Source organism: Exiguobacterium sp. SRB7LM, from assembly GCF_015712685.1.
In the GTDB taxonomy this organism is placed as follows: Bacteria; Bacillota; Bacilli; order Exiguobacteriales; family Exiguobacteriaceae; genus Exiguobacterium; species Exiguobacterium profundum.
On record NZ_VWVR01000006.1, the window covers coordinates 1,857,949 to 1,872,950 of the forward strand.

Consider the following 15,002-nt stretch of genomic DNA (forward strand, 5'->3'; position numbering starts at 1 on the left):
GAGGGGGATTCCCCCTCGTTTTCATCGTTCATCGAAATATAGAAAGGTGGTGTTTCCTTTGAAACGTCGCGTGATTCAACTGATCATCATGGTGATCAGTGTCGTCTTGCTTATCGGACTCTTGTTCTGGCTCGACGTCCTTATTCCCATATTAATCGGAATCGCCATCGTCGCACCGCTCTTCGTCGGATGGCAAATTCTATTTGACCAAGTACAACCTCAAGGGAAGCTCGCCTGGTTACTAACCGTCTTCTTCATTCCATTCATCGGTGTCTTGGCATGGGTCATGTTCGGCCGTACGCCACGCCGTCATCGACGCTTCAAACGAACGTCATCAGAGATCCGGATGCTACGGCAAGCAATCGAAAGCGAGAAAATCGAAACTTCACCTGATATTGTGTCCTCTTATCCGTTGACACGGACACTCGAAAAATTAGGCGCATCCGGTGCCGATAGTCATACCTCGACTAAGCTACTCGTCAACGGTGAAGAGAAATTTGATGCATTGTTAGACGCCATCAACAGTGCAACCGATCATATCCACATCCAATACTACCTCTTTCGGACGGATGACATTTCGTTAAAAGTTAGAGACGCCCTCATTCAAAAATCGAATGAAAATGTCATTGTCCGCTTTCTGTATGACGGACTCGGTAGCCAAGAAATCGGGGAAGAGTTTATCCAACCGTTACGGGAGTCCCGTGTCCACGTTCAGGCGTTCGACCCCGTCTTGCATCCGTACCTCGTGTTTAACGCCAACTTCCGCAACCATCAAAAACTGATTGTCGTGGATGGGCGAATCGCGCTAACAGGCGGGTTGAATGTCGGGGATGAATATCTTGGGAAGAATGATAAACTCGGTTTTTGGCGTGACACCCATCTCCGTCTTGAAGGTCCGCTCGTCCGAGAATTGCAACAGCTCTTTGTCGAGAACTGGCTATACGCAGGACAAGGGACGAGTGATGAAACATGGGATTTGTTCGCAGATGAAGAGCACCTCTCTCAGTACTTTGTGAATGAACCGAAAGGGCAAAACGGTGCGACACAACTACTCGTCACATCGCCTGGTAAAGACGTCACGATTCGCGATGGACTCATGCGTCTGTTGATGGATGCCAAAGAATCGATTTGGCTCACCACCCCATACCTTGTCCCTCCACCTGAACTATTGGCCATTCTTGAAGTCGCAGGTCGTAGCGGCATCGATGTCCGAATCGTTGTACCGGGCAAAGGAGACGAATGGTTCAGCTTCCATGCGACCGAGTATTATTTTGAACAATTGTTGAAGCGCAATATCAAAATTTATAAATACAATCGTCATTTCATCCATGCGAAAACACTACTGATTGATGGCAAAGTTGCCCTCGTCGGGTCAGCCAACTTCGATTTTCGTAGTATGTTTCTAAACCACGAGATGATGATTGCCCAATTCGATACTACATCCATTCAAGAACTGCACGAGGCATTCCTGAAGGATTTTGAAGAATCCATTTTAATCGATTGGACCATGTTGCGGAAAAAGACGACCGGCAAACGTTTCGTCGAAGCGTTTTGTCACATTTTCTCGCCACTTCTTTGACTCATTCGCCACACAAGATACGTCATGGCGACGACGCCAACTAAAAACAGCTGCCATCCAATCGTCAACTGCATCGCTGCCGTCACCGCAAGTCCTTCCATGATCAAGGCGGGAATCTTTCCAATCGTACTTGCTACTGCGAACGAGGCGAGCGTCATGCGACTGAACGCTGCCGATAACGTGACGAGACCAGAAGGAACGAATGGCATAAGACGCATCCCGAGGACGAGAAACCAAGCCTCGGCTCCTTCGGACTGCCGAAGCCGTTGAAATCGGCTACCATTCGGGGAAACATAACGGTGTAGGGCTTTCCGATAAAGGATGAAACTCACGACGGCGCCAACTGCCTCCCCGACAATCGATACGAGGATGCCCGGTACGAGACCGAGGACACTCACATTGATGGCTGTCAAAAAAGCACTAGGGAGGACACCGGCGACCGCAATCACACTATTCAGTAAAATACTGATCATCAAAAATAAAGGGAGCGGGAGCAGTTCCCATTCCATAACAATCACTCTTTCTATTCACAAAATAAGGACCATGACATGTCGTCATGGTCCTTTACTATATCATAGCGATGATGAAGAGGTTGCACCGGCTTCATCCCACGAGTCTTCGTCGACTGGTGGTAAATGTTTTTCTTCCAATTTCGAAACGACCACCGCACATGCCGCATCCCCCGTGATGTTGACTGATGTGCGAAGCATATCAAGAATACGGTCTACTCCGATAATGAGAGCGATTCCCTCTACCGGTAAGTTGACTGACTGAAGGACGAGCGCAAGCATGACAAGTCCGACTCCCGGTACACCCGCTGTCCCGATCGAAGCGAGGACCGCCGTGATAACGACCGTCAACAACTGAGTCATTGTTAAGTCAGAAGCGAACACTTGCGCGATGAAAATCGTCGCAACCCCTTGCATGATCGCTGTTCCGTCCATGTTGACCGTTGCCCCAAGTGGCTGTACGAACGACGAAATCGAACGCGGCACACCGAGTTTTTTCTGTGCGATTTCCATCGATACTGGAAGCGTCGCGTTTGACGAAGAAGTCGAGAACGCGAACGTCATCGCCTCGTAGAAGTTCTTGAAGAAGAACACTGGGCTCATCTTCCCGATGAAGTAAACCGCTGCCCCGTAGACAATCGTTGCATGTAAGAATAGCGTCAAGACGACGGCAATCATATACCACGCCATTGCGACAACCGCGTCGAGACCGATGCCTCCGATTGCAGAAGCAATCAATGCGAATGCGCCGTATGGAGCGAGCTTCATCACAAGATGAATCAAGTACATCATGATGCGATCGCCTTGTTTGACGAATTGACGCCACGTCTTCGCCTTGTCCCCGAGGGCAATCAGCGCAAACCCAATCAATGCCGCAAAGACGATGATTTGAAGCATGTTTCCTTCAGCGAGCGCCGTAATCGGATTCGTTGGAATCATATTGACGAATGTCTGTACGATATTAGACGATTCCTCGGTCGCTGTTGATTCAAATTCAAGACCTGTCGTTTGGAAGTCCCCACGCTCCCCTGGCTGTAAGACGGATGCAACACCCATCGCTAACATGATCGCGAGCGCTGTCGTCGCTAAGAAGAACAGAATCGACTTCGACCCGACTCGACCTAGTTCTTTCGGGTCCCCGAGACCCATGACGCCTAAAATAATTGAGAAGAATACAATCGGTACGACTAACATTTTAATTAAATTCAAAAAGATCGTTCCGACCGGAGATAAAATATACGGATTCACAATCTCATAAACATTATCCGGCAAGCCCGCCAATCCGAGACCAACAACAACACCTAGCGCGAGACCGATTAAGATTTTTTTCGTTTCGCTCATCGTATCACCCTTTCTTTTTTCACAATGTAGTCAGTATATCATAATACTGAATTTTCATACAATTACAACTGAATATCTCTTCAGTTACAAATTCTCTTGAAATTCCCAAAAACTTGAAACAAAAAAGATTGGAGACGAAAATTCGTCCAATCTTTTTACTCAGCGTCTACACGCTCGAGCTCTGCATGAAGTTCAGTCGAGTTTGCCCAAATCTCAGGGCGATGTTCTTGTAAGAAGTTCGCTAAAACGTCCCGGGACGGAGCGTCCATCATGTCGATTAAAATCCGACCCTTTAACGATTTATCCATTTGATTAACGTGATACGGTAATAATTTATACCCCCGTCTCGCTTCCACGTCAACTAACATGTCACATGCCGCGACACCGCCATAATAAAAGCCTTCCGGTTTTCGACCGACCGTCACCCACACGATCCAATACGGTTTCCCGTTCGGTACCGCTTCCGGGTCCGTCAAAAACTTAATCCGTTTCTCGATGGCAGACTTGGCGTGCATCGCTCCCATATCGATTGTTGTAACGCCTTCTTCGACATCGATGATGACCGGAGACATGTTATTTAAACTAAGCGAACCGACACCAAAACCACCGTGTCCGTCCGTCGCATCGTCTGAAATAATATTAAAATTAATGTCTTTCATGTTCCACCCTCCCTCTCTACTGTACACAATGATATAGGATGGTGGCAATCCTGAGTCACATCCACTCGATTTGAAAGCGTCCCCCTGGACCGATCTGTTGGATTAATGAACGATCTTCTTCAATGATCCTGCCGATCACATTGACGCGCTCATCTGCCGGTAAATCCCGCTTCGTTATTTGCAGTTCCCCTGCATAGCGCCCGTAACGTTCATTATCGATTGTGATACTGCCGAGCACTCGTTCTTCTGTATCTCGCGGTTGAATCAAATGATGGCCTGGTCGCCCATACGCTCTCGATTCGACCGAACGGATGACGTCCCGGGCTGGGTCCATCCGATTCGTGTGACTGGTTATAAGCGAATCATCATGGTTTCGTGTGGTCGCTCGAAGAACGATGACGCCCTCGTCGTACGCCCGAAACTGTCGCATCGTCTGATCGGATATACGCGGGTCGCCAATCAAGATTCGATCGACCGTCGCCTGTAAATCGACATAACACGAAAACGGAGACTGATGGCGGTGCATCTCGAGTGTCGGTAATGTCTCATGAAGGGGGCCACGTAACCGTTCATCTCCAGGGATGAATGCTTGTACCCGTATTCCTTGCGCATGTAACCAGGCGTTTCTTTCATCAAACCAAGAACGCTCGAGTCCTGTTTCCGGACGGGGATAAAAGTTATGCCACGCTTCGACATGCTCACGTCGTAGCCCTTGTCGTAGCATCTCTTCAAGCTCTGCTTCCGTGAGCGTACTCGCATTGAGGGCGACCATCATATGTCGTGATAAATCCGCCACTTGTTTCGGTGTGACACCATAGTCAACACGTAACCCGGTGACACCCCACTCCAACAGCGCATGAGCATCATCCCAAGTCTTACCGAGTGCCTGTAGAGACGATGGAGCGATATCCGCCACGAGTTCCATCTTTAGACGACTTGCCAACGCACCTAATTGCTGAAGTCGTTCCGTATAAGTTGTCGGATCGTCTTCCGGAATATGGAGCGACGTGAAGATGCTCGTAAACCCTGCCTCTCGCATGCGTTCCATCCAAGCCATCGAATCAAGTGTCAGTTCATCGCCTAAGTACACTGAAATCCCTCTCATATGAATCCACCTTTCCAAAAGTAGAGAAAAAGATGACTCGACTGGAGCCATCTTTTTTTATTAAATCCCGTCTGCCATCTCTTCTTTGAAACCGAAGAAATAAGTAAACAGGAAGCCTGCCGTATATGAAATCAATAGTCCGGCAATGTACGTCAAATACATGCCATTATCAATCAATGGTGTGAGCGATAGACCGGAAACACCAACCCCGAGCGCTGCTGTCTTCATTGTCGCTTGGAAGGCACCACCGACCGCGGCCCCGAGACACGCTGTCAAGAAGGGACGTCCGAGGGGAAGCGTGACACCATACAGGAGCGGTTCCCCGATTCCGAGGAATCCGACCGGAATGGCCCCTTTGATAATATTGCGAAGGCGTGGGTTGCGCGTCTTCACAAAGATTGCAAGCGCTGCACCGACTTGACCCGCCCCGGCCATCGCCAAGATTGGGAGAAGGGCCGTTGTTCCGACCGTGTTCAACAGTTCCAAATGGATTGGCGTCAAACCGTGATGCAATCCGACCATGACAAGCGGTAAGAAGAATCCGGCCAAGAGTGCCCCTGCGACAGGTCCCCCGAATTCAAGCGTCGCATTGATTCCTCGCATGATACCGTCTGATAATATGCCAGCGACCGGCATGATTGCATATAAAGCAGTAAATCCAACAATCAAGACTGTAAAGAGTGGTGTGAAAATAATATCAATGGATACCGGCATGAAGCGACGAATGTGCTTCTCGATATACGTCATGAGCCAACCGGCAAAAATAACACCGAATAATCCACCACGCCCGACGACGAGCGGCTCCCCATAAATGACGATGTCCGCGAGGAGCGGGTTGAACAGGATCCCCCCGGCAATCGCCCCGAGTACCGGCGTTCCTCCAAACTCTTTTGCCGTGTTCCAACCGACAAGGATGGCTAAGTACGCGAAGACCGTGCTACCGAGCACGAGTAGAATCTGCATCCACGTCTCCGTCCGGTCGACGCCGGCGTTGACGGCAAAGTTCGCTGCCCCGTTAATGATCCCCGATGCGACAAGTCCCGGAATGAGCGGAATGAAGATATTCCCGAGGCGACGAAGGAATCGTTTGAACGGTGACTTTTGTTTTTCTTTCACCTTCTGGCGTTCGATCGCCGCACGCTCCTCTAACGTCAGGTTCGCATCAACCGACTCTTCCCCGATTGCGAGCCCTGTCTCATGGCTCATATAATCCGCGACCCGATTCACAGTACCTGGGCCGACAACGATTTGCAGCGTCTCATCATTGATGACACCCATGACCCCGTCAATCTTTTTCAATGCGTCAATGTCTGCCTTCGTTCCATCTTTCAGCGTCAGTCGAACACGTGTCATACAATGCGCGAGTTGACGGATGTTCTCTTTCCCCCCGACATGTGCGAGGATATCCCGTGCTAAAACCTCTTCTTTCTTCATCTCGATTTCCCCCTTATAGCGCCTCGCGGACGAATCCGTTCGCGCGCTCTAATCGTTTGACAGCCTCCTCATAAGAGACGTCCGCTAAAATCATGACAATCGCCGTTTTGACGTGCCCCTTGGATGAAGCAAAATAACGCGCGGCCATTTCCATGTCGACCCCTGTCGCTTCTGCAATCATCCGCTTGGCACGCACTTCTAGCTTTTCATTCGTCGGTTGCACATCAACCATCAAGTTTTGATACACTTTTCCTACTCCAATCATCGACGTCGTCGAAATCATGTTGAGGACAAGTTTCTGTGCTGTTCCCGCCTTCAATCTCGTTGAACCGGTCAGTACTTCCGGTCCCGTTTCCACTTCAATCGGGTAATCCGCATGTCGACTGATGACCGCATCGCGATTACATGAAATCGAAGCTGTTGTGGCACCGAGTTCTCGTGCGTAATCGAGACCTCCGACCACATATGGCGTTCGACCGCTCGCTGCAATCCCAATGACCGTATCCTCTGCCGTCAAATGAAGCGCTTTCAAATCTGTGACCGCCAATTCCTTACTGTCTTCTGCTCCCTCAACGGCTTGAATGAGCGCGCGTTCGCCGCCGGCAATCAGTCCGATGACTTGATTGGGTGATACTCCAAACGTTGGCACACACTCCGCTGCGTCTAAAATCCCTAAACGTCCACTCGTGCCCGCACCGATATAAATCAGGCGACCGCCTTTACGAAAGGATGCGATGACTCGCTCCACGACTTTTGTGATGACCGGAAGTTGCTCTTGAATCACTTGAGGAACTTTATGATCCTCTGCATTCATAATCGCCAATCGTTCCTCAATCGACATCTCGTCCAGGTGCATCGTTCGTTCATTCCGTCTTTCTGTAGCCAGTTTATCTAGCATCGCCACCATCCTTTCTTCTCTATGATTTCATCGTACTATATTGAAATTTAAAGTCAATTTATAATTTAATTTTTATGAAATTTAATTTCAAATAAACTTTAAAGAAAAACTCACTCTTAACGAATGAGTCGTTTTTTCAAGACGTGCACGCGTGTTCCTTTATTCGTGATCGAATCCTTCTCATACACGTATCCGTTTCGCTCCCAAAATCGGCGAGCTCTAACATTATGAGGAAGCACGCCTAACCGAAACTCCGTTTGATGCGGGCGCATATATTGGTCTTCCAATTGTTCATACAACGTTTGCGCCAAACCTGTCCCATGGAGAGATTCCTCGACAACGAACAAACCAAGCCAAAGCGAGCCATCGATCGGATGTTTTTTCAAGAGGTCGGCGATTGCCACGATTCGCTCTTCTTCACGAAAAATCAGGCTAATGGTACCTTCTTCTTCAAAATCTGCCACGTTCTCGTCACGAAACATCTCGACTGTCTGTTCATTCAATCTTGCGAATGTGCGCTGGTCCATCAAAAAGCGTTGCAATTCTTGACGATCTTCAGCCGTATAAGGTCGAATCATCGGCGTAGTTTCACCATCTCATCACGGGCTTCTGCGTACCGATCAATCAACCCTTCTCCCTTCCGGTGGAGGAGTCCCATATATAACGTATCGACAATCGTCAATTGTGTCATCCGTGAGGCGATGCTCGCGATTCGGAAGTCGCTCTCGACGTTCGGTGTACAGAGTCGAACGTCCGCTTCTCGGTAAAGCGGTGATTTGTCGAGGTTAGTGATGGCGATGACCGGAACACGTTTCTTTTTCGCAAATCGGACGAGCTCGAGCACATCTTTCGTTCGTCCTGACGTGCTGATTGCGACGAATACATCAGACTTTCCTAAATGCGGGATCAGCGACAACATATAATGAAAATCGGGAGAGGTCGTGGCCGCATATCCCAGCTTCGTAAACTTATATTGCGCATCGATTGCCGCAGTCGAAGACCCCCCGACCCCGTAAAAGATGACGCGGTTCGCGCGAGCGAACAGGTCCACTGCATGTTCGAGTTCTCGTTTGTCCATCGCTTCGGCGCACGCCTCGATTGCCGCCTTGTTCACATGGATGACTTTTTGGAACGAGTCATACGGTGTGTCCTTTTGCTGGAGGACGTTAAAGTCCGTCAGCGTCGTCTCCGTGACAGCCAAGTCTTTCACGAGCGCGAGCTTGAACGCTTTAAAACTATCAATTCCGACGACTCGAGCGAAGCGAACGATACTCGCCTCGGATACATCCGTCTTTTGCGCAAGCTCTTTTGTCGTCATGTTTGGAATGAGTGTTGAATGGGACAAAATATAGTCGGCGATCTTCTTTTCGACCGCTGTCATATCCTCTTTCGCTAAATCAATTTTCGTAAGTAAGGATTCCATTTGGTCATCCCCTTCCTGCAACTGTTGTTCTTTTATGATAGCGGATTCCTTCCACATATTCCAATCACCTAAAAAGATCGAGCAGGCGCCCGATCTATAAGTTGTTCGTATTGAACGTGTCGCCACCTTGAATCGACCCGTTCTCAAACCCTCTCTCGAACCACCGCATGCGTTGTTCCGACGTCCCATGCGTGAACGAGTCTGGCGTCACATATCCACGTGCCTGACGCTGCAGCGTGTCATCGCCAATCTGATGCGCGGCATTCATCGCTTCTTCTACGTCTCCCGCTTCAAGATACCCTAACCCTTGCGCGTGATGGGCCCATACGCCCGCATAGTAATCTGCCTGCAACTCGAAGCGTACGAGATAGCGATTGAATTCGGTCTCGCTCATCTCGTTACGAAGCGGCATGATTTCTTCTGTCGTCCCGAGAAGCGTTTGGACATGATGCCCGACCTCATGGGCGACGACATAAGCCATCGCGAAATCCCCTGGTGCATTGAAACGTTGACTCAATTCATCATAAAAACTCAAATCGATATACAGCTTTTGGTCGCCGGGACAATAGAACGGACCCACAGCGGAGCCGGCAATACCACAAGCGGATTCAACCTGTCCGGAAAATAGGACGAGCGTCGGCTCTTCATAGGTCATCCCATTTTCAGCGAAGATGTCTGTCCACACTTCTTCCGTATCCTTTAAGACGACCGCTACGAAATCTGCCATCTCCTCTTCACGAGCCGTTCCGGTATACGTCCCCTCCGATTGAGGTTCCCCGAGTCCGATATTGTTGACGAGATCGGTCGGGCTTCCCCCGTTCAATAATGTAAAGACGATGACGAGAATCAACCCAAGACCGCCTCCGACCCCGGCAATCCCTTTCCCTCCGATGCTACGCCCACGTCGATCCTCGACGTTCCGGCTCTGTTGTCTTCCTTTCCACTTCATCCCGATTCCTCCTACATTCGCTCTGTCTTGTTTATTACCCCAAATCCGGTAAAAGTGAGCTCATGTTTCGAGGTAGATGAGAATTTTCTTTTCTAGAGGAAGGGGATTCTCTACAATGAAAGAGACTTCAGCAAAGGAGGAATGACCATGCCTTATGTAACTGTAAAAATGCTCCCGGGCCGTACCGTGGAACAAAAACGCGCGTTGATTGAAAAAGTGACGGATGCCGTCTCCGAAACGACGAATGCGCCAAAAGAAAACATCACCGTCTTCATCGAAGAGATGGATGCGACACATTACGGACAAGCCGGTGTGATGCACGCAGATAAGAAGTAAGCGACGAACGGACTCCTGATATGGAGTCCGTTTTTTGTTCTAGTCTTCTCGGTTCACGTCGAACCGTTCACTCGGTACGGTCGGCTTAATCAAGTGACGTGTCGCTCGCCAGATGTGGTAGCCGATACGGTCGAGCCAGAGCAATACTTGTACTTTTTGTATCGTCTGGTCCATCTCCAATTGGTTCGCTGCCGTCTCTTCTAACAGTTCTGAACGATGTGCTTTCCGATACTCCGCTAGTTGTTTTGAGGCCTGTTTCCACAGCTTCGAATCCTCTGGTAGCGTATGATGATTCAGTTGATTCACAAGGTCAAGCTCATGCAACACGAGTTCTCGTGCCGCTGAGAAGTCCGTGTCCCGAAGGGCGTGGACCGGTTCGACTTCTCGCAAGACATATAACCAGCGTTCCAGATGATCGATCGTATGCAAAAGGGATAGATGTTGGCCATAGTCATTTTGCTTTCCTTCATCTTCAAGACGTATCGTGCTCAAAAAGACGCGGACATCGCTCAACGTCTTGTCGACGAGCGTCAATTCATCTTCACGAAGACGTCCCTCTCGGACAAGCAGTTCCGTCTCATTTCCTAAATATCGTTCGATTTCAAGTAAAGAGCGTCGTGCCGCTTCAAGAGCGACCGTCGGGAGTTGTGACATGTTTTTATCGAGCAGACGTGTCAATTTTTCGGAGCGACTCGGAATCCACTTCAGTAATCGCCGTGCGAACGTTTGATAAAATGGTAGGAATAAGATCACACCTAGTAGATGGAATGTCGTATGGAATAAGGCGAGACGTAATAAGTCGTTCCAGTTGAACCAATCGGCTACTCGATTGACGACCTCGAAGAGAACAGGGAACGTCAGCCATCCTATGAGGACGATTGACACGTGGTAGATGGCATGCCCCAATACAATGCGTCGGGCTGACTTCCAGCCTCCGATTGAACCGAGTGCCACGACGAGGCTCGTCCCCGCACTTTGACCAAGCACCAAATAAGCGGCTTGCGGGAGTGAAATCGCCGCCGTCGCGAGAGCCGTCATCGTTAGCACGAGTCCAATCGTCGATGACTGAAGGACGGCGGTCATCATAAATCCGATTCCAATCAGAAGTGCCTGATGCAGAACGGTCATCTCACCGGCCGAGCCAAACGAGAACGTGACGACATCCCGCATCGCTTCTTGAAGTGTCCCAATCCCAACAAAGATCAACCCGATACTGACGAGCAACAGTCCCACACGGCGAAGGCGCGGACTGGATAGACGAAACGCCATCCCGATTCCAATGATCGGCAAAAACAACTGGCGCACATCTAAGTTATAGCCGAGGATAGCAATGATCCATCCCGTCGTCGCGCTGCCTACGTTTGCGCCAATTACGAGAGGTAACGATTGCGTGAACGTGAGAAGCCCCGCGCTCACAAACCCAATCGTCATCAGTGTCGTCACCGAGGAAGATTGAAACAGGGTCGTCAGCATTGCGCCGAGAGTCGCCCCTGACAAAGAGCCGTCGGTGAATTGATTCAACCGATGACGCAATCGTGTACCAGCCCATTTTTTGAGCGTATCTGTCAGTAACGTCATCCCGAGTAAAAAAATCCCGATTCCACCAATCAGTGTCGCAATCTCCATCGTGTCACGCCCCTTTGCGTGTTTAATCGTCCTTCAATGTCGATAAAATCCACGATTTTTCATTCGCATAATCTTTTAAATTCAATAACACATCTTCCGGATAATAAATTTTTTCATCCGATTGTCTCGAGTTCAAAATCGACTGGACGAGCATCGACACTTCCGAAATCTCTTTGCGCTCCCCGTCATTCATCTGTAGATAAATGCCTTCATACTTCCCCTGCCCTTTGTACAAGTCATACGGTAACTGACTCAATTGATCTTCGAGCAAGTAGTATTTCGGCGGAAGTCCGATGCCTTCCATCGTCTGCCGCAACCGTTCCATATAGCGGACGCGGTTCGCTTCCGGGAAGTTTTTATATTTCAATAAACGCCGATTCACGAAACGGCTCGATAAATCGGCTAGAATCGCGTCGTCTTCTTCCATCCATTCCTGGAAATAGAAGTAGACGACCGTCTCGTCCAATTTCAAATATTGTTCGAGTGACATACCGGTGCGTTCAAAGATCGGCAAAAAGTGTTTCGGCATCATGTTAAACTCATAGCCACTCTCATAGAGTTCCTGTGCCCGCTCAAGAATCGCTTTCAAGAGGAGATCGCTCGACCGTGTCGCCGGATGAAGGTACACCTGCCAATACATTTGATAGCGACGCATAATATAATCTTCAATCGTATGCATCCCAGACTGCTTGACCACGACTTGGTCTTCATCCGGACGCAAGACACGCAACATGCGTTCTAAATCAAACTTTCCATAACTGACACCCGCAAAGTGAGCGTCGCGTAACAAATAGTCCATCCGGTCGACATCAAGCTGTGAACTGAGCATATTGACGATCAAGCGATTCGGATGCGTCTTATTGATGATGGAGGCCACTTCTTCGGCAAACCCGACACCCATCTCAGATAAAACCCTATTTACTTCGGTTTCCCCTAAAATGATGCGCTCCGTCCACACTTCATGACGAACGGAAAAGACGTGCTCGAACGCGTGCGAGAATGGACCGTGTCCGACATCGTGCAAGAGCGCTGCTGCCAACAGTAGTTCACGGTCGCGGTCGTCCCATTCCGGATACTGTTGGAACTGATCGATTAACTGGCGTGCGATTTCATATACGCCGAGCGAGTGATGAAATCGCGTGTGCTCCGCGCCATGAAACGTCAAAAAAGACGTTCCAAGTTGTTTGATACGACGCAAACGCTGAAATTCTTTCGTATTGATCAACTCCCAAATGAGGTGATCGTAAACATAAATATATCGATGTACCGGATCCTTAAATACTTTCGATCCAGATAGTTGTCCTCGAGACGAGTACATGACATGCCCTCCTACGTTTCGTTATGTTCTAGATTCGACTTCAAACGAATCGTTCCCTCCATGCTATAATGAGGAGGAAAATTTTTTGTGAAAAGGAATTAATGAATATGATCCATCCATTATTACGACAACCGAGCTATCGCATCATCGATCAGTCGAGTCTTGGCACGATGTTTCAAGCGGAACAATCGTTTGCGACCGATGATACGTTATGTTCGTCAACGCAAGAACGAGGTGCCGTCTTGCGGGCATGGGTGCACACCGATACGATTGTACTCGGAATTCAGGATGCTCGGCTGCCTCATTTGAAAGAGGGAATTCGTTACTTACATGAACATGGATTCCGTCCCGTCGTCCGAAACTCAGGCGGTTTAGCCGTGGTGCTAGACGATGACGTCCTCAACCTTTCTTTAATTTTACCAGAGAAGGACGGGATTCAAATCGACAGCGGCTATGAGGCTATGACCTCGCTCATCCAACACATGTTCCAAGACGTCACGAATGACATCGTCCCAGGTGAAGTCGTCGGCTCATACTGTCCTGGAAGTTTCGACTTGTCGATCGACGGCAAAAAGTTCGCTGGGATTTCGCAACGACGCGTCCGTGGCGGTGTCGCCGTTCAAATTTACTTGAGCGTAAGACAGAGCGGGAGCGCACGTGCTGAAATCATCCGTGACTTTTACAATCTTGCCATTCAAGGAGAAGTGACAAAGTTCACGTACCCTACCATTGTACCGGAAACGATGGCTTCGCTTGAAGACTTGCTTGGAATCCCGCTTACCGTGCAAGATGTCCTCACTCGAGCCTACCGCATTCTTTCCACTGTCAGTTCGCTCCAAAACGCGACACTGACGGCAGACGAGCAAACAATGTTCTCAAGTCAGCTCGAACGCATGTGGAAACGGAATGAACCGTTACGCGACATTGAACAACAACTAACAGAGGAGTGATTCATCCAATGTTTAAACTGATCACAGACACCGGGGCCGATTTGACACACGATCAAATCATCGAATACGGTCTTGAGATTTTACCGCTCGGTGTCATCATCGACAACGAAGAATTTTTAGACGGTGAGACGATTCAACCAAAAGAAGTATACGAAGCGATGCGGCATGGCAAGACGCCAAAGACGTTCCAAATCGAGGCGTCACGAATCGAACACTGTTTCCGTCAGCATCTCGAGGCTGGAATCCCGTTCTTATATCTCGCTTTCTCCGGAGAACTCTCCGGTACATACCAAACCGCTGTCATGGTCGGCGAAATGTTGAAAGAGGAATATCCAGACAGTACATTCACGGTTCTCGATACACGGACCGCCTCTGTCGGACAGGCATTGTTCGTCAAAACGGTCGCAGCGTATAGCCAAGACCATACGTATGAAGAAACGGTCGAGTATGCCACTTCGCTCGTCGGCAAAGTCCGCCACTTGTTCACGGTCGAATCGCTCGAATATTTGATGCGGGGCGGACGTGTCTCGAAGGCGAGTGCTTTCATCGGAGACTTGTTGACGATTTTACCGTTATTGACGGTCGAGGACGGCAAGCTCGTCCCGATTGAAAAGGTGCGTGGTCATAAAAAGGTCATGCGCCGGATGGTCGAATGGACAGTCGAATCGAAGTCGATCGTCGAGAACGGAGACCTCTTCATCGGTCATGGTGACGACCTAGAAAAAGCCGAACAGTTCGAGAAGATGGTCCGCGAACATCTCGAACCGAAGCACATCACGAAGACACTGGTCGGGTCTGCCATCGGTGCCCACACCGGTCCCGGTCTACTCGTCATCGCCTATTTCGAGGCATGAAAAAATGAGCTCTCCCGATTT

The 15,002-nt window shown here is 49.4% G+C and carries 15 protein-coding genes; 4 read left to right on the forward strand and 11 right to left on the reverse strand.

Annotated features, from left to right (window positions below; translation table 11 throughout):
* Positions 1-49 precede the first annotated feature (49 nt).
* Positions 50-1,579: a cardiolipin synthase gene (cls, locus tag F3H97_RS10215; protein WP_370568572.1), complete on the forward strand. Its 1,530-nt coding sequence runs from the start codon at positions 50-52 to the stop codon at positions 1,577-1,579.
* Here the strand turns inward: cls and F3H97_RS10220 are convergent.
* The 9 genes from F3H97_RS10220 to ypfJ form a co-directional block, all read right to left on the reverse strand.
* A complete protein-coding gene (locus F3H97_RS10220; protein ID WP_230872845.1) occupies positions 1,555-2,088 on the reverse strand; it encodes a TVP38/TMEM64 family protein in 534 nt (177 codons plus the stop codon). The genes cls and F3H97_RS10220 overlap by 25 nt on opposite strands.
* Positions 2,089-2,151: 63 nt before the next feature.
* A complete protein-coding gene (locus F3H97_RS10225) occupies positions 2,152-3,429 on the reverse strand; it encodes a dicarboxylate/amino acid:cation symporter (protein WP_196431300.1) in 1,278 nt (425 codons plus the stop codon).
* 155 nt (positions 3,430-3,584) lie between these two features.
* Positions 3,585-4,088 carry a YwhD family protein gene (locus F3H97_RS10230; protein WP_196431301.1) on the reverse strand — a complete coding sequence of 168 codons (504 nt, stop codon included), beginning with the start codon at positions 4,086-4,088 and terminating at the stop codon, positions 3,585-3,587.
* A gap of 55 nt (positions 4,089-4,143) precedes the next feature.
* Positions 4,144-5,193, reverse strand: a complete 1,050-nt coding sequence (locus F3H97_RS10235; RefSeq protein ID WP_196431302.1) for a DUF871 domain-containing protein — start codon at positions 5,191-5,193, stop codon at positions 4,144-4,146.
* Between the two features lie 60 nt (positions 5,194-5,253).
* Entirely contained in the window at positions 5,254-6,627 is a 1,374-nt protein-coding gene (locus tag F3H97_RS10240) for a PTS transporter subunit EIIC (protein WP_196431303.1), read from the reverse strand.
* Positions 6,628-6,640: 13 nt separating this feature from the next.
* On the reverse strand, positions 6,641-7,534 hold the full coding sequence (gene murQ / locus F3H97_RS10245; RefSeq protein ID WP_196431304.1) for an N-acetylmuramic acid 6-phosphate etherase: 894 nt from the start codon (positions 7,532-7,534) through the stop codon (positions 6,641-6,643).
* Positions 7,535-7,641: 107 nt separating this feature from the next.
* On the reverse strand, positions 7,642-8,103 hold the full coding sequence (locus F3H97_RS10250; protein ID WP_196431305.1) for a GNAT family N-acetyltransferase: 462 nt from the start codon (positions 8,101-8,103) through the stop codon (positions 7,642-7,644).
* Positions 8,100-8,948: a MurR/RpiR family transcriptional regulator gene (locus F3H97_RS10255; protein ID WP_031422140.1), complete on the reverse strand. Its 849-nt coding sequence runs from the start codon at positions 8,946-8,948 to the stop codon at positions 8,100-8,102. The genes F3H97_RS10250 and F3H97_RS10255 overlap by 4 nt, the downstream gene beginning before the upstream one ends.
* A 94-nt stretch (positions 8,949-9,042) precedes the next feature.
* The gene (gene ypfJ, locus F3H97_RS10260; protein ID WP_031422139.1) at positions 9,043-9,897 is read right to left on the reverse strand and encodes a KPN_02809 family neutral zinc metallopeptidase; all 855 of its coding nucleotides are present in this window, start codon (positions 9,895-9,897) and stop codon (positions 9,043-9,045) included.
* Between the two features lie 147 nt (positions 9,898-10,044).
* Between ypfJ and F3H97_RS10265 the strand changes: the two genes are divergently transcribed.
* Positions 10,045-10,233, forward strand: coding sequence for a 2-hydroxymuconate tautomerase (locus F3H97_RS10265; protein WP_012727443.1), 189 nt, complete (start codon positions 10,045-10,047; stop codon positions 10,231-10,233).
* A gap of 39 nt (positions 10,234-10,272) precedes the next feature.
* Here the strand turns inward: F3H97_RS10265 and F3H97_RS10270 are convergent, their stop codons facing one another.
* Positions 10,273-11,859, reverse strand: coding sequence for a Na/Pi cotransporter family protein (locus tag F3H97_RS10270; RefSeq protein ID WP_196431306.1), 1,587 nt, complete (start codon positions 11,857-11,859; stop codon positions 10,273-10,275).
* 22 nt (positions 11,860-11,881) lie between these two features.
* Entirely contained in the window at positions 11,882-13,177 is a 1,296-nt protein-coding gene (locus F3H97_RS10275; protein ID WP_196431307.1) for an HD domain-containing protein, read from the reverse strand.
* Between the two features lie 101 nt (positions 13,178-13,278).
* Here F3H97_RS10275 and F3H97_RS10280 point away from each other — a divergent pair, with 101 nt between their 5' ends.
* Together F3H97_RS10280 and F3H97_RS10285 are read left to right on the forward strand one after the other, a co-directional pair.
* A complete protein-coding gene (locus F3H97_RS10280) occupies positions 13,279-14,127 on the forward strand; it encodes a lipoate--protein ligase family protein (RefSeq protein WP_196431308.1) in 849 nt (282 codons plus the stop codon).
* 8 nt (positions 14,128-14,135) lie between these two features.
* Positions 14,136-14,981: a DegV family protein gene (locus F3H97_RS10285; RefSeq protein ID WP_159563021.1), complete on the forward strand. Its 846-nt coding sequence runs from the start codon at positions 14,136-14,138 to the stop codon at positions 14,979-14,981.
* The last annotated feature ends 21 nt before the right edge of the window (positions 14,982-15,002 follow it).

Coding starts and splice junctions, on each gene's coding strand:
- F3H97_RS10275 (WP_196431307.1), bottom strand. CDS start 13,177: ATGTACTCGTCTCGAGGACAACTATCTGGATCGAAAGTATTTAAGGAT.
- F3H97_RS10230 (WP_196431301.1), bottom strand. CDS start 4,088: ATGAAAGACATTAATTTTAATATTATTTCAGACGATGCGACGGACGGA.
- F3H97_RS10280 (WP_196431308.1), top strand. CDS start 13,279: ATGAATATGATCCATCCATTATTACGACAACCGAGCTATCGCATCATC.
- F3H97_RS10220 (WP_230872845.1), bottom strand. CDS start 2,088: ATGGAATGGGAACTGCTCCCGCTCCCTTTATTTTTGATGATCAGTATT.
- F3H97_RS10240 (WP_196431303.1), bottom strand. CDS start 6,627: ATGAAGAAAGAAGAGGTTTTAGCACGGGATATCCTCGCACATGTCGGG.
- F3H97_RS10250 (WP_196431305.1), bottom strand. CDS start 8,103: ATGATTCGACCTTATACGGCTGAAGATCGTCAAGAATTGCAACGCTTT.
- F3H97_RS10235 (WP_196431302.1), bottom strand. CDS start 5,193: ATGAGAGGGATTTCAGTGTACTTAGGCGATGAACTGACACTTGATTCG.
- murQ (WP_196431304.1), bottom strand. CDS start 7,534: ATGGTGGCGATGCTAGATAAACTGGCTACAGAAAGACGGAATGAACGA.
- F3H97_RS10225 (WP_196431300.1), bottom strand. CDS start 3,429: ATGAGCGAAACGAAAAAAATCTTAATCGGTCTCGCGCTAGGTGTTGTT.
- F3H97_RS10270 (WP_196431306.1), bottom strand. CDS start 11,859: ATGGAGATTGCGACACTGATTGGTGGAATCGGGATTTTTTTACTCGGG.
- F3H97_RS10265 (WP_012727443.1), top strand. CDS start 10,045: ATGCCTTATGTAACTGTAAAAATGCTCCCGGGCCGTACCGTGGAACAA.
- F3H97_RS10285 (WP_159563021.1), top strand. CDS start 14,136: ATGTTTAAACTGATCACAGACACCGGGGCCGATTTGACACACGATCAA.
- ypfJ (WP_031422139.1), bottom strand. CDS start 9,897: ATGAAGTGGAAAGGAAGACAACAGAGCCGGAACGTCGAGGATCGACGT.
- F3H97_RS10255 (WP_031422140.1), bottom strand. CDS start 8,948: ATGGAATCCTTACTTACGAAAATTGATTTAGCGAAAGAGGATATGACA.